We start from the raw sequence: 22446 nt of genomic DNA on the forward strand, positions 1-22446 counted from the left end.
CCCTGTCCCCCTGCCTTCCGCTCCTTCGCGCCAAGGAGAGTGCGTCATCAACGCGTCCAGCCCCCCCGCCGTAGAACTGCACGGCATCACCAAGCGTTTCCCTGGCGTCGTCGCCAACAAGGACATCGACATCACCGTTCGCAAGGGCACGGTCCACGCCCTCATCGGTGAGAACGGTGCCGGCAAGTCGACCCTGATGAAGATCCTCTACGGCATGCAGAAGCCGGACGAGGGCACCATCGCCGTCGACGGGGAGCAGGTCTCCTTCGCCAACCCGGGCGACGCCATCGCCCGCGGCATCGGCATGGTGCACCAGCACTTCATGCTCGCCGACAACCTGACCGTCCTTGAGAACGTCGTCCTCGGCGGCGAGAAGCTGTACGGGATCGGCGGCAAGGCCCGCAAGAAGATCATGGAGATCTCCGACGCGTACGGTCTCGGGATCCGCCCCGACGCCCTGGTCGAGGAACTCGGCGTCGCCGACCGCCAGCGCGTGGAGATCCTCAAGGTCCTCTACCGCGGCGCCCGCACCCTGATCCTCGACGAGCCGACCGCCGTGCTCGTGCCGCAGGAAGTGGACGCTCTCTTCGACAACCTGCGCGAGCTCAAGGCCGAGGGCCTGACCGTCATCTTCATCTCGCACAAGCTGGGCGAGGTGCTCAAGGTCGCCGACGACATCACCGTCATCCGCCGCGGCACCACGGTCGGCACCGCCGACCCCCGCACCGCCACCACCAAGCAGCTCGCCGAGCTGATGGTCGGCAGCGAGCTGCCCTCGCCGGAGACCCGCGAGTCCACGGTGACGGCCGTTGCGATGCTGACCGTCGAGGGCCTGACCCTGGCCGCGGCCGACGCCGTCGCCGCCGAACCGGAGACCATGGGGCGCACGGCTCCGGAGGACTCCTACATCCGCGAGAGCGCCGAAGCGGGCCGGCTCCTGCTCGACGACGTCACCTTCACGATCCACAAGGGCGAGGTCCTCGGCATCGCGGGTGTCGAGGGCAATGGCCAGACGGAGCTCATCGAAGCCCTCATGGGCATGAGCGCCGCCGACGCGGGCGTGATCACCCTCGACGGCCGCGACATCACCAAGGAACCGGTGCGCAAGCGCCGCGAGGGCGGCATCGGCTACATCCCCGAGGACCGCCACCGGCACGGGCTGCTGCTGGAGTCCTCGCTCTGGGAGAACCGCATCCTCGGCCACGTCACCGAGACGCCGAACTCCAAGCGCGGTGTCCTCGACCTCAAGGCCGCCCGCAAGGACACCGAGCGCATCGTGCGCGAGTACGACGTCCGCACCCCGGGCATCGACGTCACCGCGGCCTCCCTCTCCGGCGGCAACCAGCAGAAGCTGATCGTCGGCCGCGAGATGAGCCACAACCCCAAGTTCCTCATCGCCGCCCACCCCACCCGCGGTGTGGACGTCGGTGCGCAGGCGCAGATCTGGGACGCCATCCGCGATGCCCGGCGCGAGGGCCTGGCCGTGCTGCTCATCTCCGCCGACCTCGACGAGCTGATCGGCCTGTCCGACACCCTGCGCGTCATCTACCGCGGCCGCCTGGTCGCGGACGCCGATCCGGCGACCATCACGCCCGAGGAACTGGGCACCGCCATGACGGGTGCCGCCACCGGGCACCTGGAAGCGAACAACGACCACGTTGAAGGCTCCGCCGCTGCCGACGGTGAGACGACGGAGGACGAGGCCCGATGAAGAAATTCGACAAGGACCGGCTGCTGCTCGCGGTCGCCGGACCGGTGCTCGCACTGGTCAGCGCCCTGGTGCTGACCGTGATCGTGCTGGCCGCCTCGGGCGTCGACCCGATCGACCCGCTGCGCATCATGATCGACCAGGCCGGTTACGAAGACATCCAGGTCCTGATCATCAATCAGGCCGGCATCTACTACCTGGCAGCCCTGGCCGTCGCCATCGGCTTCCGGATGAACCTCTTCAACATCGGCGTGGACGGCCAGTACCGCCTCGCGGCGATGATCTCCGCGGTGGTCGGTACGGCGGTCTCGCTGCCCGGTCCGCTGCACGTCCTGCTGATCGTGGTCGTCGCCATGCTCACGGGCGCCTTCTGGGCCGGCATCGCGGGCGCCCTCAAGGCCCGCCGCGGGGTGAGCGAGGTCGTCTCCACGATCATGCTCAACGCCATCGCGACGTCGCTGATCGCCTGGCTGATCCTGCCGAAGAACTTCGGCGTCCAGCCGGCCGGTTCCAACGACCTCACCACCGGTGACATCCCGGAGTCCGGCTGGGTCCCGTCGCTCTCCCTCCCCGGCGGCGACATCTACGGCTTCACCTTCGTCGCCTTCGCACTGGGCATCGTCTACTGGTTCGTGCTGAACCGGACCCGCTTCGGCTTCGACCTGCGCGCCACCGGCGCCAGCGAGAGCGCGGCCCAGGCCTCCGGTGTGGACGCCAAGAAGATGATCATGACGTCGATGCTCATCTCGGGTGCGGTCGCCGGCCTGACGGGCATGCCGCTGCTGCTCGGCGAGTCGCACACCTACAACCTGTCCTTCCCGCTGGGCATCGGCTTCACCGGCATCACCATCGCCCTGCTCGGCCGCAACAACCCCGTCGGCATCTTCTTCTCGGCACTCCTGATCGCCTTCATCGACAAGGCCTCCGCCGGTCTCGACCAGAACGGCTACGCCAAGGAGATCGGCACGATCCTGCAGGGCCTGATCGTGATCGCCGTCGTCGTCAGCTACGAGCTCGTCCGCCGCTACGGCATCCGCCGCCAGCAGCAGAAGGTCGGCGAAGAGCTGGCCGCCGGCCACGCCCTCAAGACCGACAACAAGGAGGTCGCGGCGTGAGCACCAGCACCGTTTCCGCGACGAGCGCCGCGCCCAAGAAGGGCGGCGGCCGCCGCAAGCTCACCCTGCCCTGGATCCTGCTGATGATCGCGGGCGGAATCGCCCTGATCTCCCTTGTCAGGATCATTTCCGGAGCCGACGACCTGACCTCCGTCGGTCAGGTCTCCGGCGCCCTCCAGCTCGCCGTGCCGATCGCCCTCGCGGGCCTCGGCGGTCTGTGGGCGGAACGGGCGGGCGTCGTCAACATCGGCCTCGAAGGCATGATGATCCTGGGCACCTGGTTCGGCGCCTGGGCCGGCTACCAGTGGGGTCCGTGGACCGGTGTCCTCATGGGCATCGTCGGCGGCGCCATCGGCGGCCTGCTGCACGCGATCATCACCGTGACGTTCAACGTCAACCACATCGTCTCCGGTGTGGCGGTCAACATCCTGGCCGTCGGCTTCACCCAGTACCTGTCGAACTTCACCTTCGACACGGTCCCGGGCGGCTCCTCCAAGCAGTCCCCGCGCATCGAGCCGATCACCGAGATCACCATTCCAGGGCTCTCGCACTGGCTGGCCACGCTCCAGGGCAAGCACTGGTTCCTGCTCTCGGACATCGCCGGAGTCCTCGGCGGTCTGGTCACCAACCTCTCGCTGCTGACCGTCCTCGCCGTCCTCCTGGTTCCGGCCACCTGGTGGGTCCTGTGGCGGACCGCCTTCGGTCTGCGCCTGCGCTCCTGCGGTGAGAACCCGATCGCCGCCGAGTCCCTCGGCGTCAACGTCTACAAGTACAAGTACATCGCCGTGGTCGTCTCCGGCGCGATGGCCGGTCTCGGCGGCGCGTTCCTCGCGATCGTCTCCACCGGCATCTACCAGGAGGGCCAGACCGGCGGCCGCGGCTACATCGGTCTCGCCGCGATGATCTTCGGCAACTGGATGCCGGGCGGCATGGCCCTCGGCTCGGGCCTCTTCGGCTTCACCTACAGCCTCCGGCTGCGCGGCGGCTCCGAGAACGTCCACGCCATGCTCCTGCTGCTGGCGATCCTGCTCGTGCTCGTCGTCGCCTGGCAGCTGTACAAGAGGAAGTACGTGCAGGCGGGCATCGCGGCCGTCTGCGCCGCCGGTCTCTTCCTCTGGTACGCGCTCACCGACGCCGTCCCGAGCCAGTTCGTGGACGCGGCCCCGTACGTGACGACGCTGCTCGTGCTCGCGCTGTCGGCGCAGCGGCTGCGGATGCCGAAGGCGGACGGGATGCCGTACCGCAAGGGCCAGGGCAAGTGAGCTCGCACGGGCCCGTGGACTGGGAGGCGCTGCGGAGCGCCGCCCGGGAGGCGATGACGCGGGCGTACGCCCCGTACTCGGGCTTCCCGGTCGGCGTGGCCGCACTGGTCGACGACGGCCGTACGGTCGTGGGCTGCAACGTCGAGAACGCCAGCTACGGGCTGGGACTGTGCGCCGAGTGCGGGCTGGTGTCCTCCCTCCAGGCCACCGGCGGCGGCCGGCTCACCCACTTCACCTGCGTGGACGGCAAGGGCGAGATCCTGGTCCCCTGCGGCCGCTGCCGGCAGCTGCTCTTCGAGTTCGGCGGGCCCGAACTCCAGGTCGAGACGCCGGAAGGCGTCCTGCCGCTGGCGGCGATGCTCCCGCAGGCCTTCGGGCCCGACCACCTGAGATAGCCGCAGCGACGGTCCTCCGCTCCTCCCGGGCGGAGGACCGTCGTCTTTCTTTCCGTCATATCCTTCCCCCCTCTCTCTATGCGCGTAGAAGGAAGCTCTCCATGGACGTCATCTCCGTCATCCGCACCAAGCGCGACCGCGGCGAACTGAGCCCCGAACAGATCGACTGGGTCATCGACGCGTACACGCGCGGCGTCGTCGCCGACGAGCAGATGTCGGCGCTGGCGATGGCCATCCTGCTGAACGGCATGAACCGCGCCGAGATCGCCCGCTGGACCGCCGCGATGATCGCCTCCGGCGAGCGGATGAACTTCGACTCGCTCTCCCGCCCGACCGCCGACAAGCACTCCACCGGCGGCGTCGGCGACAAGATCACCCTCCCGCTGGCCCCGCTCGTAGCGGCCTGCGGCGCGGCCGTGCCGCAGCTCTCGGGCCGGGGCCTCGGCCACACCGGCGGCACCCTGGACAAGCTGGAGTCCATCCCCGGCTGGCGGGCGCTGCTCTCCAACGAGGAGATGCTGAACGTCCTCGACACCACCGGCGCGGTCATCTGCGCGGCGGGCGACGGCCTCGCCCCCGCCGACAAGAAGCTGTACGCGCTGCGCGACGTGACCGGCACGGTCGAGGCGATCCCGCTGATCGCCTCCTCCATCATGTCGAAGAAGATCGCGGAGGGCACCGGCTCGCTGGTCCTGGACGTCAAGGTCGGATCCGGCGCCTTCATGAAGAACATCGAGGACGCCCGCGAGCTCGCCTCCACCATGGTCGCCCTCGGTACCGACAGCGGGGTCAAGACGATCGCCCTGCTCACCGACATGTCCACCCCGCTCGGCCTGACCGCCGGCAACGCGCTGGAGGTCCGCGAGTCGGTCGAGGTCCTCGCCGGCGGCGGTCCGGCCGACGTCGTGGAGCTGACCCTGGCCCTGGCCCGGGAGATGCTGGAGGCCGCGGGCATCAAGGACGCCGACCCGGCGAAGGCCCTCGCCGACGGCTCCGCCATGGACGTGTGGCGCCGGATGATCGCGGCCCAGGGCGGCGACCCGGACGCGACCTTGCCGGTCGCCCGCGAGCAGCACGTCGTGACCGCCCCCGCCTCCGGTGTGCTGACCCGGCTGGACGCCTACGCGGTGGGCGTCGGCGCCTGGCGCCTGGGCGCGGGCCGCGCCCGCAAGGAGGACCCCGTCCAGGCGGGTGCGGGCATCGAGCTGCACGCGAAGCCGGGCGAGACGGTCACCGCGGGCCAGGCCCTGATGACCCTGCACACCGACACCCCGGAGAAGTTCGAGTACGCGCTGGCCGCCCTGGAAGGCTCGTACGACATCGCCCCGGCGGGCACCGCCTTCACCGCGAACCCGATCGTGCTGGACCGCATCGCCTGACCGGCACCCTCCGGTAAGGGCACCAGACCCCGTCGGCGCGGCTCCCCGTCCGGAGCCGCGCCGACGGCTTTCCGCCCACCGATGAGTTCGGCGGCCGAGCCCGGTCAGCCTTTCGTGGAGATCAGAAGACTGGTGCTGCCCGGCCCGGGCGTGAGCCCCGGCGACGCCGAACGGCTCGACGCGCTGTGCCGCGACGGCCCCCGCCCGCTGTGGGTGGTGTGCGCCGCCGGGGCGCTCGCCACCGCCGGGCTCGCCGAGGTGGACGCGCTCGCGCGCCTCGCGCTCGCCGCCCGCCTGGCCGGGGTCCGCCTCAGCCTGGCCGGTGTCCCGCCGCGGCTACGCGCCCTGCTGGACCTCGTAGGACTCGTCGAGCTGCTCGGGGAGCCCGAACAGCGGGAACCACCTGGCGGTGTCCAGGAAGGCGTTCAGGCCGACGATCTTGCCCCCTGATATCTCCAGCACCTGTAGCGCCCACGGCTCGTGCCCCGGCCGGCCGTCCTCGCGCGGGCGGTACTGCCCGAAGGCCGGCATGCCGTTCGCCGTCGTCGGCACGAGCCGGGACCCCTTGCAGCCGATGCCCTGGTTCAGGTGCCACGCCGCGATGTCCGCGTGCCCCTGGAGCCACAGGTCGAACGGCGGCATCGACAGCACCGCGTCCTCGTGCAGCAGGGCGGTGAGCCGGGAGATGTCGTACGCCTCGAAGGCGCTCAGGTACCGCTCCAGCAGCTTCGCCTGGTCCGCGTCCAGGGGATCCGCCGGATCGCTCGCCCGGATCTCCCGGCCGGCGAGAGTGGCCCGCGCCCGCTGGAGGGCGCTGTTCACCGACGCCACCGTCGTGTCCAGCAGCGTCGCGACCTCCTCCGCCTTCCAGGCCAGCACCTCCCGCAGGATCAGCACGGCCCGCTGCTTCGCCGGCAGGTGCTGGAGCGCGGCGACGAAGGCCAGGCGGACGGACTCCTTCGCCAGCGCCGCCTCCGCGGGATCAGCGGTCTGCGTCAGCACCCGCCCGTCCGGCACCGGCTCCAGCCACGTCACCTCGGGCCGCTCGCTGAGCACGGCCGACGCCTGGTGCTGCGGCGCGCCGAGGTCCATCGGCCGGGCCCGCTTGTTCCCGGCGTTCAGCAGGTCCAGGCAGACGTTCGTGGCGATCCGGTACAGCCAGGACCGCAGCGAGGAACGCCCCTCGAACTTGCCGTAGGCGCGCCAGGCGCGCAGGTACGTGTCCTGCACCGCGTCCTCGGCGTCGAAGGACGAGCCGAGCATCCGGTAGCAGTAACCGGTGAGCTCGACCCGGTAGCGGTCCATCGCCGAGTCGAGTTCCGGGCTGGTCGCGAGGTCACTCATGGCTGCCGTCCCCCAGTAGTTCCACTACGTCGCAAACTACCGGAGGGGTCCGACAACGGCAGCCGGACCGTCCGGCGCCGCGCGCGGCGCGGCTCAGGTACCGGGCTTGCGGCCGTACACGTACACGTCGTCACCGTTGCGGAGCAGGTTCCAGTAGGCCTTGGCGTCCGCCGGGCGCATGTTCACGCAGCCGCCGGAGCCCGGCGGGTTCCACATGCTCTTGTCGACGGAGTGGAAGGCGATGCCGCCGTCGAAGAACTGTGCGTACGGCATCGCGACGTCGTAGAGCGTCGACCAGAAGTCGATGCTGCGGTAGTAGATCTGTTTGTGACCGGTGCGCGTCTCGGTCCCGTCCTTGCCCGTGCGCACCGGCACCGGGCCGTAGACCAGTTTCCCGCCGTCCTGGACCCAGCTGAGCTGGCGCGTCAGGTCCACGCAGGCTGTCCGCCCCAGGTCGACCGGGCACGACCCGTCCCGGTTGGGGGTGGTGCCGGCCGCCCGCTGCGCCAGCATCACGCTCATCGTCTGCCAGGTGAGCGGCCCGGCGTACCCCGCGGTCGGGGTGATGCCGTGCGTCGCCTGGAACGACCTGATGGCCGTGCAGTCGGCCGCCGACTGCACGCCGTCCACCGGCCGGCCCAGGAACTGCTCGACCTGCCGCTGGTAGGGCCCGGTGGTGGCGGTGCAGGTAGCGGCCCGCGCCGGCCCGCCCCCCACGACCAGCAGCGGCGCCGCCAGGGCCACCGCCGCGCCCACCAGTGCTGCCGCCCGGCCCTTCGTACGAATCCGTCGTTTCCGTGTGGATGTCACATCCGCCTCCCCACGGCATTCCTTCCCTGCCCGGAGGCCGAACGTGCCGGAGCCCGGAGCGTGATGGGCTCCGGGCTCCGTAAATCACCTCGTACCGATGTCGTACGGCGGGTGCTCGCGCCGACGTATCAGCGCATCGCGGCCAGCGAGGTCGGGCGGCGTTCGGTGCGCGCCACGCGCGACCCGTACAGGGTGATCGACGCGACGCCCACCACCGCCACCAGCGCGATCCCGACCGTGGCCGCCCACCCCGAGGCGTGGTAGGCCAGCGCACCGAGCGTGCCGCCCGCGCTCGAACCCAGGTAGTACGCCGACTGGTAGAGCGCCGACGCCTGCGCGCGGCCCGTCGTCGCCGTCCGGCTCACCGCCGCCGAGGCCACCGCGTGCCCCGCGAAGAACCCGGCCGTGATCAGCACCAGGCCGGCCAGGACCCCGGCCAGTGAGTCCGCCAGGGAGAGCAGCAGCCCGAGCGCGGTCGTGGTCACCGCGAGGTACAGCGCGCCGCGCCGTCCGATCCGGGCCACCAGCTGACCGGCGGCCGCCGAGGAGACCGTACCGACCAGGTAGACCAGGAACACCGAGCCGACGACGCCCTGTCCCAGCGAGAACGGCTCGTCCACCAGGCGGTACCCGATGACCGTGTACACCGCCCCGAACACCGTCATGAACAGCGCGCCGATGCCGTACAGCCGCAGCAGCAGGGGGTCCCGCAGGTGCCCCGCGACGGTACGTCCCACCGCGCGCGGCTCCAGCGACGCCGGCCGGAAGAACCGCGCCCTCGGCAGCAGCGCCAGGAACGCCACCGCGCACGCCAGCGCCATCAGCCCGACCGTCAGCAACCCGGCCCGCCACCCCCACAGCTGCGCGGCCCAGCCGGTGACGATGCGGCCGCTCATCCCGCCGATCGAGTTGCCCGCGACGAACAGGCCGATCGCGCCGACCAGCGCCTTCGGCCGGACCTCCTCCGCCAGGTACGCCATCGCGGAGGCGGGGATGCCGGCGATCGCCGCGCCCTGGACGGCGCGCAGCGCCACCAGCCACTCCAGGCTCGGGGCGAACGGGACGAGCAGGGCGACCCCGACGGCGAGGGCCATCCCACAGGTCATCATCCGGGTCCGCCCGAACCGCTCGGACAGGGCGCTCAGCGGCAGGACGAACAGGGCGAGTGCGCCGGTCGCGGCGGACACCGTCCAGCTGGCCTGTCCGGCCGTCACGCCGAAGTCGCCGGAGATCGCGGGCAGCAGCGCCTGCGTGGAGTAGAGGAGGGCGAAGGTCGCGAGTCCGGCGGCGAAGAGCGCGAGGCTCATCCGGCGGTAGCCGGGACGGCCGGGGGAGAGGGGCTGCGGTCCGGGGGACGACGGGATGGAGGCACCCGGGATGGAGGGTGCCCCGGTATGAGCGGGAGGCATGCTTCGACGGTAGACCCGGGCCGTTTCATGCGTCCAATGCACAGAATCGCGATAATCGATCCACTCATGCATCAGCCCAGCTCAGAGAGGTGCGTGTCAATGAGTCGTTACGAAGAAGACATCCCCGTGACAAGTCTGCTGGCCCCCCGGCTCGCCTACTTCGTCGCGGTCGCCCGGCACGAGCACGTCACCCGCGCCGCACACGAGCTGGGCGTGCCGCAGTCCACCCTGTCCCGGGCCATGGTCCGCCTCGAACAGGACCTGGGCGTCACGCTGTTCGCCCGCAAGGGCCGCACCGTCGCCCTCACCACCGCCGGGCACACCTTCCTCGCCAGCGCCCGGCGGGCCCTCGCAGAGATCGCCCGCGCCGCCGAGTCCGTGCAGCAGGACGCCGACCCGGCCTCCGGCAAGGTCGCCTTCGGCTTCCTGCACACCCTGGGCTCCGAGACCGTACCCGGCCTGATCCGCGCCTTCCGCGCCGACCACCCCCGGATCCGGTTCTCCCTCGTCCAGAACTACGGGGAAGCCATGCTGGAGCGGTTGCGGGCCGGGGAACTCGACCTCTGCCTGACCTCGCCGGTGCCCGACGCACCCGACCTGGTGGGCCGCCGGCTCGACGAACAGCGGCTGCGCCTGGTCGTGCCCGACGACCACCGCCTCGCGGGCCGCAAACGCATCCGCCTCGCCGAGGCAGCCGAGGAAACCTTCGTCACCCTGGAGCCCGGTTACGGGCTGCGCCGCATCACCGACGACCTGTGCGCGGAAGCCGGGTTCACCCCCAGGGTCGCCTTCGAGGGCGAGGAGGCGGAGACCCTGCGCGGGCTCGTCGCCGCCGGCCTCGGGGTGGCTCTGCTGCCACCGCCCGCCGTGGCCCGGCCGGGCGTGGTGGAGCTGACGGTGACGGCGCCGCGCGCGGTCCGCGAGATCGGCGTCGCCTGGCTCGACGGGCACCCCGACACACCTCCGGTGGCGGAGTTCAAGCGGTTCCTGCTGTCCCGTCGGGGCCGGCTGCTTCCCGAAGCGTGAGCCGGGCGCCCGTCCGGGGGCCGGCGGGCAGCGCTCCGTTCGATGGTCCCGGCGGCGCTCCCGTCGACAGCAAGTACCCGGCCTGGAAACGGGACTTGGCGCCGACCGCCCGCATGATCCCCGCGATGTGCCGTTGGCAGGTCCGCTCCGACATGCCCAGCCGGCGCGCGATCACCTTGTCCTCCAGCCCCTCCGCCAGCAGCCGTACGATCGTGCGCCGCAGCTCGTCCGTGAGCGAGCGGGCCGCATCCGGACCCACCGTCACGGGGAACGGCTCCGCCGCCACCCAGGACCGTTCGAACGCCGCCTTCATGAAGTGCACGACGTTCGGCTCGCGCACCACCAGCGCCGCCCCGCTGCGGTCCGGTACATCCATCAGCCCCGTGTGGCCGTCGAAGACCAGCATCCGCATCAGCCCGTCGCCGAGGGTGCGGACCTGCGCGCCCAGTGCCGTCACCCGTTCCACGTAGGCCGCCGTCGGACGCGAGTACCGGGCCGTGTGCTGGTAGACGGTCCGCATCCGCACCCCGCGCGCCAGCAGCGCCTCGTCCCGCCCGATCGCCTCCTCCAGCGACTCCGGCGGCCGGCCGCCGCCCGGCTGCGAGGTCAGCAACTCGCACTCGGCGCCCGCCGCGAGTTCCGCGATCAGCCCGCGCACCGCCCCGAGGTCCGTCACCAGCTCCAGGTGCCCCGAGCCGCTCGGGTCCCGGTGGGCGGCTCCTGCCTCGTAGGCCGGGACCAGCTCCTCCAGCCGCCCGCGCAGCCGGTCCATCTCGTCGTGCGTCTCCCGGACGAGCAGCGCCAGCGGGGCCAGGGCCCGGGCCGCGGCCGCCCGGGGCGCCACCGCGCTCCACCGCTCCGGGCCGGGCCCGGGGGTCCGCTGGAGCAGGTGGGCGGCGGCCAGCTCGGTGAGGGCGGTACCGGCGCGGACCCCCAGGGCCGCCGCGGCCTCCCCGGCCGTGAAGGCGCGCCGCTCCACCGCGTACGCGTAGAGACGCCGCGCGGCGGGGCTCAGTCCGTCTCCCCGGGCGCTCCCTTCGGGGCCGTCGTCCGACATGGACCCATTTCTCCCTGTGGGTGAGGTTTTGTAAACCCCTCGTATTCCCGCAAGGCGGCAAGACGACGCATGGACGCGGCACTGGGGCGCATGCCGAACGGGCACAGTGGGATCCGGCCCGAGGGGGGAAGGGCCGACGGGGGAGGGCAGCGCGAGGCGCGCCGGACCGGCCGCAGCCGTCCGACCGTGAGGGGGCGGATCGGCGGGCTCCGCCGGTCCGGCGCGTCGCCCGTCGCCATCGGGTCTTTCAGCCGGAGGACTTCGCGTAGTCCCCGAAGCCGGTCCAGTCGACGGCGACCACCTGCTCGTCGCCCACGACCCAGGCGTCGTGCCCGGGCGCGACCTGCATGAAGTCCCCGGGCCCGTACTCCTCGCTCGTGCCGTCGTCCATGACGACCTTCATCCGGCCGCTCACCACGTATCCGGTGTGCGCGGCCTGACAGCTGTCCGTGCCGGCGAGCGGCTTGATGTGCTCCGACCAGCGCCAGCCCGGCTCGAAGACGGCGCGGCCGATGGCCCCGCCCTCCGCCTGGATCACGTCCAGCCGGCCCATGCCGTCCTGGAACGGGCGCGTCTCGTCCGCGTCGTCGAAGTTCTTGCGCAGGATCTGGGCCATGCCCCGTCACCTCCCGTGGAAGAAGCCCCCGAGGACAACCACCCGAGTCCGCTTTCCACTTTACGCGCGGACGGCGCCGTCGGCCGGACGGCTCAGCCCCGCAGCGAGCGCCCGAAACCCGAGGCCAGCGGCATCCGCAGCCCGAGCGGCGGAGGCGCGGCGAGCGCGTCCGTGACCGGCCGCGAGTACCGGCCCGAGAACATCGCGCCGAGGACGAAGTCCACCCCGAGGGCGACCACTTCCGCCTGGTGCTCGCGCAGCCGGTGCCCGTCCGAATGCACCTCGAAGCGGCACGTGGAACGATTCGCCTTCTTCGCCCGCGCCGCCAGCAGGAACGACGACTCCGGGTCGCAGCGCCCGTCGTCGGTCCCGTGCACGATCAGCACCTGCCGCCCCGCCAGCTGCTTCACCGGCTCCGCGGAGTCCGTCGTACCGTCCACGGAAGGGGCCAGCGCCAGCACCGCCCGGACGGCCTCGTGCCCCGCCGCCCGCAGCGCCGCCAGGCCGCCCGCGTCGTACCCCGCCAGGCAGACCGGCACGTCCCCGTACCTGCGTACCGCCTCGTCGGCCGCCCACCGGGCGTCGTCCTCGCGGGCGCCCGCCCCGTGCAGCACCGGGTGCGCCGCCAGGCCTTGCACCCCGCCCGCCCGGGCCAGTGCCCGCGCGAGCGGACGCAGCGGACCGGGGGAGAATCTGGACCCCCCGGGAAGCAGGAGCACCACACCACTGACCGTCGAGACCGAGCCGTTCGCGCCGGCCGCCCGCCCGAGGCGGGCACCGCGCGCCGGCGGCGCATGCTGTGCCATGGCGGAACAGTCTCAGACTGGCAGGTGTACGCGACCCGTCCGTACGGTCACTGTTACGTATCGACGGCTCACGCCGACGGCGCGCTCTACGCGCGTAGGAGCTAGAGTGCCCAGATGACGAGCGACACCCCGAACCTGCCCACCCCGGATCAGATCCGCCGTGCCCCCAAGGTGCTCCTGCACGACCACCTCGACGGTGGCCTGCGCCCCGGGACCATCATCGAGCTGGCCCGGGAGGCCGGCTACGAGAACCTTCCCGAGTCCGACGCCGACAAGCTGGGCGTCTGGTTCCGGGAAGCCGCCGACTCCGGCTCCCTGCCGCGCTACCTGGAGACGTTCGCGCACACCTGCGCCGTCATGCAGACGAAGGCGGCGCTGTTCCGCGTCGCCGCCGAGTGCGCCGAGGACCTGGCCGAGGACGGCGTCGTGTACGCCGAGATCCGCTACGCCCCCGAGCAGCACCTGGAAGCCGGCCTGACCCTCGAAGAGGTCGTCGAGGCGGTGAACGACGGCTTCCGCGAGGGCGAGCGCCGTGCGAAGGCGAACGGCCACCGCATCCGCATCGGCGCCCTGCTGACCGCGATGCGCCACGCGGCCCGCGCGCTGGAGATCGCCGAACTGGCCAACCGCTACCGCGACAACGGCGTGGTCGGCTTCGACATCGCCGGCGCCGAGGCCGGGTTCCCCCCCACCCGCCACCTCGACGCCTTCGAGTACCTCAAGCGCGAGAACAACCACTTCACGATCCACGCGGGCGAGGCCTTCGGCCTGCCGTCGATCTGGCAGGCCCTGCAGTGGTGCGGCGCCGACCGCCTGGGTCACGGCGTGAAGATCATCGACGACATCGAGGTCTCCGCCGACGGCTCCGTGAAGCTGGGACGCCTGGCGTCCTACGTCCGGGACAAGCGCATCCCCCTGGAGATGTGCCCGACCTCGAACCTGCAGACGGCCGCCGCCGCCTCGTACGCCGAGCACCCGATCGGCCTGCTGCGCAAGCTGCACTTCCGGCTGACCGTCAACACCGACAACCGGCTGATGAGCGGTACGAGCATGAGCCGCGAGTTCGAGCACCTGGTCGAGACGTTCGGTTACACGCTGGAAGACATGCAGTGGTTCACCGTCAATGCGATGAAGTCCGCGTTCATTCCTTTCGATGAACGACTGGCGATGATCAACGACGTGATCAAGCCGGGCTACGCGGAGCTCAAGTCCGAGTGGCTGTTCCGTCAGACTGCTTCGACCAGCGGTTCTGTATCGGCTTAGGCCGTTGCGTGACATGAGTGAGGCGTCCGGGAACAGTAATTCCCGGACGCCTTCTCATATTTAAGGATGTTTGCGGGCCGGGGTTTGAAGTGACTAGTTTGCGGAGCCGCTCAATTCCCCGTCGCAAGGACGATTTTGATGAAGAAGTCAGCTGCCAAGACGCTCGGTGCCGCCGCCCTGGGTGCCGCCTTCGCCGCCGTCGCCGCCGGTTCCGCCTCCGCCGCCGTCCCGGCCGTCGGCCTGACCGACGCGCTGGGCACCGCCACCGGCGCCGTCCAGGGGCTCACCAGCCAGCAGCACATGGGTGCCAAGGAAGGCCGGGACGCGAGTGACCCGGGCGAGGCCCTCGGTACGGTCACCAGCCTCCTCGGTGGCGTGCCGCTCAGCAACCTCGGCAGCTGACGCGTAGGCGCTGCCCGTACGCGTGGTCCGCACGCGTCATCCGCACGCGCGCACCCGTGGCGCACACCCCTTCGACCAGGTGTGCGCCACGTTGCGCGGTGTGCCACGATCACCGGCAACTGCCCACCGAAGCAAGGTGTTTGGGGTCTCGGTCATGCGCTTGAAGGAACGGTTCACGGCACGGACGGCGAGCGCCGTCCTGCTTCCCGCCCTGCTCCTCGCCGCCACGGGATGCGGCGGCGCCGCCGACAGCCCCGGCGCGGCCCCCGACGCGAAGGGCTCCCAAGCGCCGCGCGCCACGGCCACGCCCCCCGCCGGCTCGGCCGCCCCGGCCTCCCCCAAGGCCGCCGCGAGCAGGCTGGAGCGCTCGGCCCTGGAGCCGGGCGACCTCGACGGCTACCAGATCTCCGCGCAGGGCAAGAACCCCAACGCCCCCTCCGGCCAGCCCCAGGCCGACCGGAAGGCCTGCCAGCCCCTCGCCGACGTCATGGGCGACAAGCCGGACCCCGCGGCACAGGAGACCGTCAACCGGGGCGTCGGCTCGCAGAAGCAGGTCGGCCTCGCGGTCTCCGCCTCCGTCAGCTCCTATGCCGAAGCCGACGCCAAGCGACTGATGGACCGGCTGCGCGACGCCGTCGCCGAATGCGGTACGGGTTTCTCCGCCACCGTCCAGAAGCAGACCGGCAGCTACCGCGACGTGCAGCCCCTCGCGTACAAGACCGGCGGCGACGAGAACGTCAGCTGGACCACCACCGCCGTCGCCGGGGGCGTCTCGGCGCACGTCCACCTCGTCGTCGTCCGCCAGGGCGCCACCGTCGTGCGGCTGATGGCCCTCAACGTGGCCGACGCCGCGAAGAAGGCACAGGTGCCGCAAGAGGTGGCGGACAAGCAGCTCGAAAAGGTCCGCAAGGCGGGCTGAGCGGACGCGCCGGCGGCGGGGGCCGCTACCAGGCGGTCTGCGCCGAGCCCGCGCCCTGCTTCTCGTTCGGCAGCAGCAGCCACAGCGCCAGGTAGATCAGGAACTGCGGGCCGGGCAGCAGGCACGACAGGACGAAGATGATCCGCATCGTCCTCGCCCGCATTCCGAAGCGTCGCGCGAGACCGGCGCAGACGCCACCGATCATCCGTCCGTCACGGGGGCGGGTAATCGCGCTCATGGGGTCTCTCCTCGTATCTCGGAACCGCTTTCCTGCGATGCCTCAATACTCGCGGGGGACCGCCGACAGAACCTCGGCCCAGGGGCTCACGTCGACCCTGGTAATTCTCGGGGTGGGCCCCTGAGAGCGCCGCAGCCTGGCCCTGAGGGCCGGTACCACCGCCGCGTGCACGAGCAGTGCGCCGACGGTGTTCAGCAGCACCGAGTCGACGTCGACGACCTGCCCCGGCACCCCGCTCTGGAGCATCGCGATGCTCAGCGAGAGCAGTGCGGCCGCGGCTCCCGAGCGGGCGAGCGAGGACCACGCCCCCAGCGGCGACCGGGCGAGGCGCCCGCCGGCCAGCGGCAGCAGCACCCCGAGCGGGGCCAGCAGGGCGAGCCCCCCGCCGATCCGGCGGGCCGCCTCCAGGGGCCCGTAGGCCAGGTCGGCCCGGATGCCGTCCAGCGGGGTCAGGTTCGCGGCGGCCGCCCAGGGCACGTCCAGCGGCCGCAGGGTCAGCCAGCCGACGAGGAGGAGGTGGGCGGCCAGCAGGGCCCCGCCGAAGAGCCGGAGCCGGAGGTGGATGGCTGTCGCGGCGTTGTCGCCGGCCTCATGACGCTGCACACCTGCGAGGACGCAACCCCCGGTGGCCGCGGTTCCGCTCCGCCCCGGTGTGACGGGACGCACCCGCTCCTACCCCAGCGCCAGCAGCACGATCAGGAGCACCGCACCCGCCGCGGCCGGCGCGATGACCTCGTACGACCAGCGGACCTTGACGCCGCCCCGGGCGCCCTCGCGCGCCGCCCCGCGCTCGGCCAGTTCCTGCAGCTCGTCCACGACCTTGTCGGCGAGCGCCCGCGGCGGCCCCTGGGTGACCGCGCCCGTCGCCGGCTCCGTGCCCCCGGCGACCGCCTTGGCACCCCGGCCGTACTGGCGCTGCGCCTTCTTCCGCTCCCGCAAGGACACCGGGACCGACCACAGCTGGTACTTCTCGCCCTCCGCCAGCACCTCCGCCGAATACCCGGCGCGCACCACGTCCACGGAGCCCCAGGGCAGCTCGATGACGCGGAAGGGGTTGCGGACCCGCATCCGGTCGTCGTTGGCGAAGACGGCCGGCCGGATGGTGAAGGCGACGGTCAGCGGTACGGCGCACAGCGCGACGGCCAGGCCGATCCAGCGCGTGCGGCCGTCCCCGTACAGGACGGCGTCCCCGCACAGCCACACGATCAGCGCGAGGGTCAGTACCCCGGTCACGACGGCCATGGACGATCGGTAGACGCGATCGGCGTAGACCGGCCCGTCGGCGGGCTGCTGGCTGCTCATGCGCCCGATTCTGCCTCACGCCGTCTCAGCCGACGAGATCGGCGTACACGATGATGTTGTCGGGGCGGTGGCCGTCGGTGAGCTCGCCGCCGCAGGTGATGACGCGCAGCTCCGGACGGGTGGTGTTCCCGTACACCTTGGCGGTGGGGAACGCCTTCTTGCCGACCTGCTCCAGCTCGCGCACGCGGAAGAGCGCCGTGCTGCCGTCGGCCCGGGTGACGCCGATCTCGTCGCCGGTGCGGACGTGCGAGACGTCCCTCAGCACGCCCGGCCCGCGGGCGGTGTCGAAGTGCCCGATCAGCACGGCCGGACCGGTCTCGCCGGGGGTGACGCCCTTGGTGTACCAGCCGATCTTGTCCCCGTCCGAGACCGGGGGCACCTCGACGGTGCCGTCCGCGGCCAGGCCCAGTCGCAGCACCGGGGAGGCGTCCACCCCGGCCGAGGGGATGCGTACGCGTACGGGCGCGGAGGCGGCCAGGGGTGCGGCCGTCGCCGGGGCCGCGGGGGCGGCCGCGGGGGCGACGGCGGGCGGCGCGGCGGGGTCGGTGGCGCCGGTGGTGGCGCCGCCGCAGCCGGTCAGGGCGGCGGCGAGGAGTACGGCGGCCAGGAGCGGGCGTGTGCGGTGGGTCATCGGGGGCTCCGGGAAACGGGGCCGGCGGGCCACCGCGGAGGTGGCCCGCCGGAGGCAGGTCGGGGGAGTGCGGGCCGTACGCGTCAGCGCTGGGCGCGGCGGCGGATCAGGAAGGCGGCCCCGACCGCGGCCAGTACGGCGGCCAGCCCGGCGCCGGCGGCCACGGTGGTGGCGTTGCCGGTCTCCTCGGCGGCGATCTCCGCCCCGGCGGCGACCGGGCCCTGGGGCACGACCACGGTCTGCGCACCCGTCTGGGGCTTCACGTCGGCGACGGGCTTGACGTCGGCCGGGGCGGCAGGCTTGGCGGCGGTGGACGGCGTGGCGGTGGACGGCGTGGCGGCGGACGGGGTGGCGGCGGACGGGGAGGGCTTGGGCGCGGGCTTGTCGGTGCCCTGGCCCTCCGTGACCTTGTAGTCCGGCTTGCAGCCCTTGGGCAGAGCCGGGAAGGCGGTCCGGCCGAGCGGCGTGTCGCCGCCCTGGGCCTTCCACTCGAAGATCGGCGCCGCCCCGCTCGGGTTGACGATGCGCGCGATGATGCCGTCGGACGCGGGCAGCGCGGGGAAGGTGCGGTCCAGGTGGCGCCAGTTGTCGGTGACGTCCGTCCGGATGGTGACCTCCGGGCCCGCGGTGGACATCGCGACGTCGGCGAAGAGGGCCCCGCCGAGGGCGACCTCCTTGGTCTCCGTCCCGCAGACCGGACCGGTCTTGCCCTTGGGCAGCGGGTAGGACTTGGCCACCCCGTCCGTGGTGACGACGAGCACCGGGGCGGCCGTCTCCGCCTTGGTGAGCCGCAGCTGCAGACCGTTGGCCGCAAGGGCGGGGTGCGTGCGGTCCACCACCGCCACCACGCGGACCATGTAGTCGTCGCCCGGCTTCCAGTTCGGGCCCACGGCGCGGATCCAGGCCTCGGGGCCCTCGGCGCCGTTGCGCAGCACCGCGACCAGGCCCTTGCCGATGTAGACCGGCTCGCCCGTGTAGCGGCCCTCGTCCGACACCGATCCGGTTGCCGCGGTCCCGGCAGCGGTCTGCGGGGCGGGCGCGGCGAGCGCCGTCGCGGCCGGCGCGAGCAGGGCGCCGGCGAGGGCGGCGGTGACGATCGAGGTGCGGAGGGCGGAACGCATAACGACTCCAGGAAGCATTGTCGCGGGAAGGTGGGAGAGTCGCATGCCCCTTTTCTCTACGGGTTCTCTGCCGAAGCTTTCATCCGGAGGTCTGGCGGGCTGCTGAAGAGAAATTTACGGATCTTGTTCGACCGGAACGTGGGGTTTCTGTCCGCGCCGTGTAACAGCAAAACCGGAGGTCAGCGGTCCGCAGGGCGGGCTGCGGCCGGACGCCCGCCGCGCCCGGATGCGGGAGAGCGCGCACAGATGTGCACCGGCGGGGGGTGACATGTCGCTACGCGCGTAGATATGCTCATCTGGTGACCATGCCCACCACCCTCACCGCATTCGCTGACGTGACGACGTCCGACAGTGCGCTGCGCCGCTTCCTGCACGGGCTGCCCGGCGTAGACGCAGTCGGACTGGAGGCCCGCGCGGCCTCCCTCGGCACCCGCTCGATCAAGACGACGGCCAAGGCGTACGCCATCGACCTGGCCATCTCGATGATCGACCTGACCACGCTTGAGGGTGCGGACACCCCGGGCAAGGTACGGGCGCTCTCCGCCAAGGCCGTCAACCCCGACCCGACCGACCGCACGACGCCCATGACCGCCGCGGTCTGCGTCTACCCGGACATGGTGGCCACCGCCAAGGCCGCCCTGAACGGCGCCGACGTCAAGGTGGCCTCCGTCGCGACCGCCTTCCCGGCCGGCCGCGCCGCGCTGCCCGTCAAGCTCGCGGACACCCGTGACGCCGTCGCCGCCGGCGCCGACGAGATCGACATGGTCATCGACCGTGGCGCCTTCCTCGCCGGCCGCTACCTGGACACGTACGAGCTGATCAAGTCCGTCAAGGAGGCGTGCGTGCGTCCCGACGGGAGTGCCGCCCGCCTCAAGGTCATCTTCGAGACCGGCGAGCTGTCGACGTACGACAACATCCGCCGCGCCTCCTGGATCGGCATGCTCGCGGGCGCCGACTTCATCAAGACCTCCACCGGCAAGGTCGGCGTCAACGCCACCCCCGCCAACACCCTCCTGATGCTCGAAGCCGTCCGGGACTTCAAGGAGCAGACTGGAATCCAGATCGGCGTGAAGCCGGCCGGCGGCATCCGCACCACCAAGGACGCGATCAAGTTCCTGGTCCTGGTCAACGAGACCGTGGGCGAGGACTGGCTGAGCAACCACTGGTTCCGCTTCGGCGCCTCCAGCCTGCTCAACGACCTGCTGATGCAGCGGCAGAAGCTGAGCACCGGCCGTTACTCCGGTCCCGACTACGTGACGGTGGACTGATCACCATGGCATCTGTATTCGAATACGCGCCGGCTCCCGAGTCCCGCTCGGTCGTCGACATCGCCCCCTCCTACGGGCTCTTCATCGACGGCGAGTTCACCGACGCCGCCGACGGCAAGGTCTTCAAGACCGTCTCGCCGTCGTCCGAAGAGGTCCTCGCCGAGGTCGCCCAGGCCGGCGCCGCCGATGTCGACCGCGCCGTCAAGGCCGCCCGCAAGGCCTTCGAGAAGTGGTCCGCGCTGCCCGGCTCCGAGCGCGCCAAGTACCTCTTCCGCATCGCCCGCATCATCCAGGAGCGCAGCCGCGAGCTGGCCGTCCTGGAGACCCTGGACAACGGCAAGCCGATCAAGGAGACCCGCGACGCGGACCTCCCCCTGGTGGCCGCGCACTTCTTCTACTACGCGGGCTGGGCCGACAAGCTCGACCACGCCGGCTACGGCGCGAACCCGCGCCCGCTCGGCGTCGCCGGCCAGGTCATCCCCTGGAACTTCCCGCTGCTGATGCTCGCGTGGAAGATCGCCCCCGCGCTCGCCACCGGCAACACGGTCGTCCTCAAGCCCGCCGAGACCACCCCGCTCTCCGCCCTCTTCTTCGCGGACATCTGCCGCCAGGCCGGTCTGCCCAAGGGCGTCGTCAACATCCTCACCGGATACGGCGACGCGGGCGCGGCCCTCGTCGAGCACCCGGACGTCAACAAGGTCGCCTTCACCGGCTCCACGGCCGTGGGCAAGAAGATCGCCCGCCACGTCGCCGGAACCGACAAGAAGGTCACCCTGGAGCTCGGCGGCAAGGGCGCCAACATCGTCTTCGACGACGCCCCCGTCGACCAGGCCGTCGAGGGCATCGTCACCGGCATCTTCTTCAACCAGGGCCAGGTCTGCTGCGCGGGCTCGCGCCTGCTGGTCCAGGAGTCGATCCACGACGAGCTGCTGCACTCCCTCAAGCGCCGCCTGAGCACCCTGCGCCTGGGCGACCCGCTCGACAAGAACACCGACATCGGCGCGATCAACTCCGCCGAGCAGCTGGCCCGGATCACCGCGCTCGCCGACACCGGCGAGGCCGAGGGCGCCGAGCGCTGGTCCCCGGCGTGCGAGCTGCCGTCCTCCGGCTACTGGTTCGCGCCGACCCTCTTCACCAACGTCACCCAGGCGCACATCGTCGCCCGCGACGAGATCTTCGGTCCGGTGCTGTCCGTACTGACCTTCCGTACGCCCGACGAGGCCGTGGCGAAGGCCAACAACAGCCAGTACGGCCTGTCCGCCGGCATCTGGACGGAGAAGGGCTCCCGCATCCTCGCGGTGGCGAACAAGCTCCGCGCGGGTGTGGTGTGGGCCAACACGTTCAACAAGTTCGACCCGACCTCGCCCTTCGGCGGCTACAAGGAGTCGGGCTTCGGCCGCGAGGGCGGTCGCCACGGCCTGGAGGCTTACCTCGATGTCTGAGACGACCACGCGTCTGAACGTCTTCAAAACCTACAAGCTGTACGTCGGGGGCAAGTTCCCCCGCTCCGAGAGCGGCCGGGTGTACGAGGTGAGCGACTCGAAGGGCAACTGGCTGGCCAACGCCCCGCTGGCCTCCCGCAAGGACGCGCGCGACGCGGTCGTCGCCGCCCGCAAGGCGTTCGGCGGCTGGGCGGGAGCGACCGCGTACAACCGCGGTCAGATCCTCTACCGCATCGCCGAGATGCTGGAGGGCCGCCGGGAGCAGTTCGTCCGCGAGGTCGGCGAGGCCGAGGGGCTGTCCAAGTCCAAGGCCGCCGCCGTCGTCGACGCGGCCATCGACCGCTGGGTCTGGTACGCGGGCTGGACCGACAAGATCGGCCAGGTCGTGGGCGCCGCCAACCCGGTCGCGGGTCCGTTCTTCAACCTGTCCACGCCGGAGCCGACCGGTGTCGTCACCGTCGTCGCGCCGCAGGACTCGTCGTTCCTCGGCCTGGTCAGCGTCATCGCGCCGGTCATCGCCACGGGCAACACGGCCGTGGTGATCGCCTCGGAGGAGTCCCCGCTCCCCGCCCTCTCGCTCGGCGAGGTGCTGGCGACCTCCGACCTGCCGGGCGGTGTGGTCAACATCCTGTCCGGCAAGGCCGCCGAGATGGGCCCGCACCTGGCGTCCCACCAGGACGTCAACGCGATCGACCTGGCGGGCGCCGACGCGGCGCTGGCCAAGGAGCTGGAGATCGCCGCGGCCGACAACCTCAAGCGCGTCCTGCGTCCACAGCCTGTGGACGACTGGACCGCCGACCCGGGCACGTCGCGCATGACGGCGTTCCTGGAGACCAAGACGGTCTGGCACCCCACGGGTTCGCTGGGCGCGTCCGGCTCGTCGTACTAGGGCGGCCCACGAGAACCGGCCCCGGCAGCGTCCCCCGCGCTGTC

General features: G+C 71.7%; 24 protein-coding genes. 13 read left to right on the plus strand and 11 right to left on the minus strand.

Annotated elements, in window-relative coordinates; translation table 11 throughout:
- Positions 1–46: 46 nt before the first annotated feature.
- From IE207_RS06810 to IE207_RS06835, 6 genes are all read left to right on the plus strand, one after another.
- Positions 47–1711, plus strand: coding sequence for an ABC transporter ATP-binding protein (locus tag IE207_RS06810; protein WP_373304688.1), 1665 nt, complete (start codon positions 47–49; stop codon positions 1709–1711).
- Positions 1708–2823, plus strand: coding sequence for an ABC transporter permease (locus IE207_RS06815; RefSeq protein ID WP_190183113.1), 1116 nt, complete (start codon positions 1708–1710; stop codon positions 2821–2823). Before IE207_RS06810 ends, IE207_RS06815 begins: the two co-directional genes overlap by 4 nt.
- A complete protein-coding gene (locus IE207_RS06820) occupies positions 2820–4085 on the plus strand; it encodes an ABC transporter permease (protein ID WP_190183114.1) in 1266 nt (421 codons plus the stop codon). Before IE207_RS06815 ends, IE207_RS06820 begins: the two co-directional genes overlap by 4 nt.
- A complete protein-coding gene (locus tag IE207_RS06825; protein ID WP_190183115.1) occupies positions 4082–4480 on the plus strand; it encodes a cytidine deaminase in 399 nt (132 codons plus the stop codon). The genes IE207_RS06820 and IE207_RS06825 overlap by 4 nt, the downstream gene beginning before the upstream one ends.
- 101 nt (positions 4481–4581) lie before the next feature.
- Complete coding sequence (locus tag IE207_RS06830; RefSeq protein WP_190183116.1) at positions 4582–5859, plus strand: thymidine phosphorylase; 1278 nt, start codon at positions 4582–4584, stop codon at positions 5857–5859.
- Between the two features lie 114 nt (positions 5860–5973).
- Positions 5974–6309 (plus strand): STAS domain-containing protein, encoded by a 336-nt coding sequence (locus IE207_RS06835; RefSeq protein WP_229873419.1) that lies wholly within the window; start codon positions 5974–5976, stop codon positions 6307–6309.
- On the opposite strand, the gene IE207_RS06840 is transcribed toward IE207_RS06835, so the two are convergent.
- From IE207_RS06840 to IE207_RS06850, 3 genes are all read right to left on the minus strand, one after another.
- Positions 6196–7203: a sigma-70 family RNA polymerase sigma factor gene (locus IE207_RS06840; RefSeq protein ID WP_190183118.1), complete on the minus strand. Its 1008-nt coding sequence runs from the start codon at positions 7201–7203 to the stop codon at positions 6196–6198. The genes IE207_RS06835 and IE207_RS06840 overlap by 114 nt on opposite strands.
- Positions 7204–7296: 93 nt before the next feature.
- The gene (locus IE207_RS06845) at positions 7297–7962 is read right to left on the minus strand and encodes a L,D-transpeptidase family protein (protein ID WP_229873521.1); all 666 of its coding nucleotides are present in this window, start codon (positions 7960–7962) and stop codon (positions 7297–7299) included.
- 179 nt (positions 7963–8141) lie between these two features.
- Positions 8142–9422 carry an MFS transporter gene (locus IE207_RS06850; protein WP_190183119.1) on the minus strand — a complete coding sequence of 427 codons (1281 nt, stop codon included), beginning with the start codon at positions 9420–9422 and terminating at the stop codon, positions 8142–8144.
- A 99-nt stretch (positions 9423–9521) separates the two neighbouring features.
- Here IE207_RS06850 and IE207_RS06855 point away from each other — a divergent pair, with 99 nt between their 5' ends.
- Entirely contained in the window at positions 9522–10448 is a 927-nt protein-coding gene (locus IE207_RS06855; protein WP_190183120.1) for a LysR family transcriptional regulator, read from the plus strand.
- On the opposite strand, the gene IE207_RS06860 is transcribed toward IE207_RS06855, so the two are convergent.
- The 3 genes from IE207_RS06860 to IE207_RS06870 all read right to left on the minus strand — a co-directional run bounded on the left by IE207_RS06860 (position 10399) and on the right by IE207_RS06870 (position 12927).
- Complete coding sequence (locus tag IE207_RS06860; RefSeq protein WP_229873420.1) at positions 10399–11505, minus strand: helix-turn-helix domain-containing protein; 1107 nt, start codon at positions 11503–11505, stop codon at positions 10399–10401. The two genes, IE207_RS06855 and IE207_RS06860, sit on opposite strands and share 50 nt — an antisense overlap.
- A gap of 247 nt (positions 11506–11752) precedes the next feature.
- The gene (locus IE207_RS06865) at positions 11753–12121 is read right to left on the minus strand and encodes a cupin domain-containing protein (protein ID WP_190183121.1); all 369 of its coding nucleotides are present in this window, start codon (positions 12119–12121) and stop codon (positions 11753–11755) included.
- Between the two features lie 92 nt (positions 12122–12213).
- Positions 12214–12927 carry an alpha/beta hydrolase gene (locus IE207_RS06870; protein ID WP_190183122.1) on the minus strand — a complete coding sequence of 238 codons (714 nt, stop codon included), beginning with the start codon at positions 12925–12927 and terminating at the stop codon, positions 12214–12216.
- Positions 12928–13041: 114 nt separating this feature from the next.
- On the opposite strand from IE207_RS06870, the gene IE207_RS06875 reads away from it, so the two are divergent.
- The 3 genes from IE207_RS06875 to IE207_RS06885 all read left to right on the plus strand — a co-directional run bounded on the left by IE207_RS06875 (position 13042) and on the right by IE207_RS06885 (position 15511).
- Positions 13042–14190, plus strand: coding sequence for an adenosine deaminase (locus IE207_RS06875; protein WP_190183123.1), 1149 nt, complete (start codon positions 13042–13044; stop codon positions 14188–14190).
- A 138-nt stretch (positions 14191–14328) separates the two neighbouring features.
- Positions 14329–14592 (plus strand): hypothetical protein, encoded by a 264-nt coding sequence (locus tag IE207_RS06880; protein ID WP_190183124.1) that lies wholly within the window; start codon positions 14329–14331, stop codon positions 14590–14592.
- Between the two features lie 154 nt (positions 14593–14746).
- A complete protein-coding gene (locus tag IE207_RS06885; RefSeq protein ID WP_190183125.1) occupies positions 14747–15511 on the plus strand; it encodes a hypothetical protein in 765 nt (254 codons plus the stop codon).
- Positions 15512–15536: 25 nt separating this feature from the next.
- Here IE207_RS06885 and IE207_RS06890 read toward each other — a convergent pair whose 3' ends face one another.
- The 5 genes from IE207_RS06890 to IE207_RS06910 form a co-directional block, all read right to left on the minus strand.
- On the minus strand, positions 15537–15749 hold the full coding sequence (locus IE207_RS06890) for a PspC domain-containing protein (RefSeq protein WP_190183126.1): 213 nt from the start codon (positions 15747–15749) through the stop codon (positions 15537–15539).
- A 42-nt stretch (positions 15750–15791) separates the two neighbouring features.
- Complete coding sequence (locus IE207_RS06895; RefSeq protein ID WP_190183127.1) at positions 15792–16352, minus strand: VanZ family protein; 561 nt, start codon at positions 16350–16352, stop codon at positions 15792–15794.
- Between the two features lie 69 nt (positions 16353–16421).
- A complete protein-coding gene (locus IE207_RS06900; protein ID WP_190183128.1) occupies positions 16422–17051 on the minus strand; it encodes a PH domain-containing protein in 630 nt (209 codons plus the stop codon).
- A gap of 25 nt (positions 17052–17076) precedes the next feature.
- The gene (locus IE207_RS06905; RefSeq protein WP_190183129.1) at positions 17077–17682 is read right to left on the minus strand and encodes a class F sortase; all 606 of its coding nucleotides are present in this window, start codon (positions 17680–17682) and stop codon (positions 17077–17079) included.
- 83 nt (positions 17683–17765) lie between these two features.
- Complete coding sequence (locus IE207_RS06910) at positions 17766–18803, minus strand: hypothetical protein (protein ID WP_190183130.1); 1038 nt, start codon at positions 18801–18803, stop codon at positions 17766–17768.
- 305 nt (positions 18804–19108) lie between these two features.
- Here IE207_RS06910 and deoC point away from each other — a divergent pair, with 305 nt between their 5' ends.
- Genes deoC through IE207_RS06925 form a run of 3 tightly spaced genes read left to right on the plus strand, consistent with a single transcriptional unit; the run spans position 19109 to position 22402 of the window.
- A complete protein-coding gene (gene deoC / locus IE207_RS06915; RefSeq protein ID WP_190183604.1) occupies positions 19109–20071 on the plus strand; it encodes a deoxyribose-phosphate aldolase in 963 nt (320 codons plus the stop codon).
- 5 nt (positions 20072–20076) lie between these two features.
- A complete protein-coding gene (locus tag IE207_RS06920) occupies positions 20077–21513 on the plus strand; it encodes an aldehyde dehydrogenase family protein (RefSeq protein ID WP_190183131.1) in 1437 nt (478 codons plus the stop codon).
- Positions 21506–22402, plus strand: coding sequence for an aldehyde dehydrogenase family protein (locus IE207_RS06925; protein ID WP_190183132.1), 897 nt, complete (start codon positions 21506–21508; stop codon positions 22400–22402). The genes IE207_RS06920 and IE207_RS06925 overlap by 8 nt, the downstream gene beginning before the upstream one ends.
- Positions 22403–22446 lie beyond the last annotated feature (44 nt).

This window comes from Streptomyces cirratus, from assembly GCF_014650775.1.
Lineage (GTDB): Bacteria > Actinomycetota > Actinomycetes > Streptomycetales > Streptomycetaceae > Streptomyces > Streptomyces cirratus.

Bases quoted from the DNA above. Each gene is read 5' to 3' on its own strand.
- IE207_RS06815 (WP_190183113.1), top strand. From the start codon at position 1,708: ATGAAGAAATTCGACAAGGACCGGCTGCTGCTCGCGGTCGCCGGACCG.
- IE207_RS06830 (WP_190183116.1), top strand. From the start codon at position 4,582: ATGGACGTCATCTCCGTCATCCGCACCAAGCGCGACCGCGGCGAACTG.
- IE207_RS06840 (WP_190183118.1), bottom strand. From the start codon at position 7,203: ATGAGTGACCTCGCGACCAGCCCGGAACTCGACTCGGCGATGGACCGC.
- IE207_RS06850 (WP_190183119.1), bottom strand. From the start codon at position 9,422: ATGCCTCCCGCTCATACCGGGGCACCCTCCATCCCGGGTGCCTCCATC.
- IE207_RS06855 (WP_190183120.1), top strand. From the start codon at position 9,522: ATGAGTCGTTACGAAGAAGACATCCCCGTGACAAGTCTGCTGGCCCCC.
- IE207_RS06860 (WP_229873420.1), bottom strand. From the start codon at position 11,505: ATGTCGGACGACGGCCCCGAAGGGAGCGCCCGGGGAGACGGACTGAGC.
- IE207_RS06865 (WP_190183121.1), bottom strand. From the start codon at position 12,121: ATGGCCCAGATCCTGCGCAAGAACTTCGACGACGCGGACGAGACGCGC.
- IE207_RS06870 (WP_190183122.1), bottom strand. From the start codon at position 12,927: ATGGCACAGCATGCGCCGCCGGCGCGCGGTGCCCGCCTCGGGCGGGCG.
- IE207_RS06875 (WP_190183123.1), top strand. From the start codon at position 13,042: ATGACGAGCGACACCCCGAACCTGCCCACCCCGGATCAGATCCGCCGT.
- IE207_RS06880 (WP_190183124.1), top strand. From the start codon at position 14,329: ATGAAGAAGTCAGCTGCCAAGACGCTCGGTGCCGCCGCCCTGGGTGCC.
- IE207_RS06885 (WP_190183125.1), top strand. From the start codon at position 14,747: ATGCGCTTGAAGGAACGGTTCACGGCACGGACGGCGAGCGCCGTCCTG.
- IE207_RS06890 (WP_190183126.1), bottom strand. From the start codon at position 15,749: ATGAGCGCGATTACCCGCCCCCGTGACGGACGGATGATCGGTGGCGTC.
- IE207_RS06900 (WP_190183128.1), bottom strand. From the start codon at position 17,051: ATGAGCAGCCAGCAGCCCGCCGACGGGCCGGTCTACGCCGATCGCGTC.
- IE207_RS06905 (WP_190183129.1), bottom strand. From the start codon at position 17,682: ATGACCCACCGCACACGCCCGCTCCTGGCCGCCGTACTCCTCGCCGCC.
- IE207_RS06910 (WP_190183130.1), bottom strand. From the start codon at position 18,803: ATGCGTTCCGCCCTCCGCACCTCGATCGTCACCGCCGCCCTCGCCGGC.
- deoC (WP_190183604.1), top strand. From the start codon at position 19,109: ATGCCCACCACCCTCACCGCATTCGCTGACGTGACGACGTCCGACAGT.
- IE207_RS06920 (WP_190183131.1), top strand. From the start codon at position 20,077: ATGGCATCTGTATTCGAATACGCGCCGGCTCCCGAGTCCCGCTCGGTC.
- IE207_RS06925 (WP_190183132.1), top strand. From the start codon at position 21,506: ATGTCTGAGACGACCACGCGTCTGAACGTCTTCAAAACCTACAAGCTG.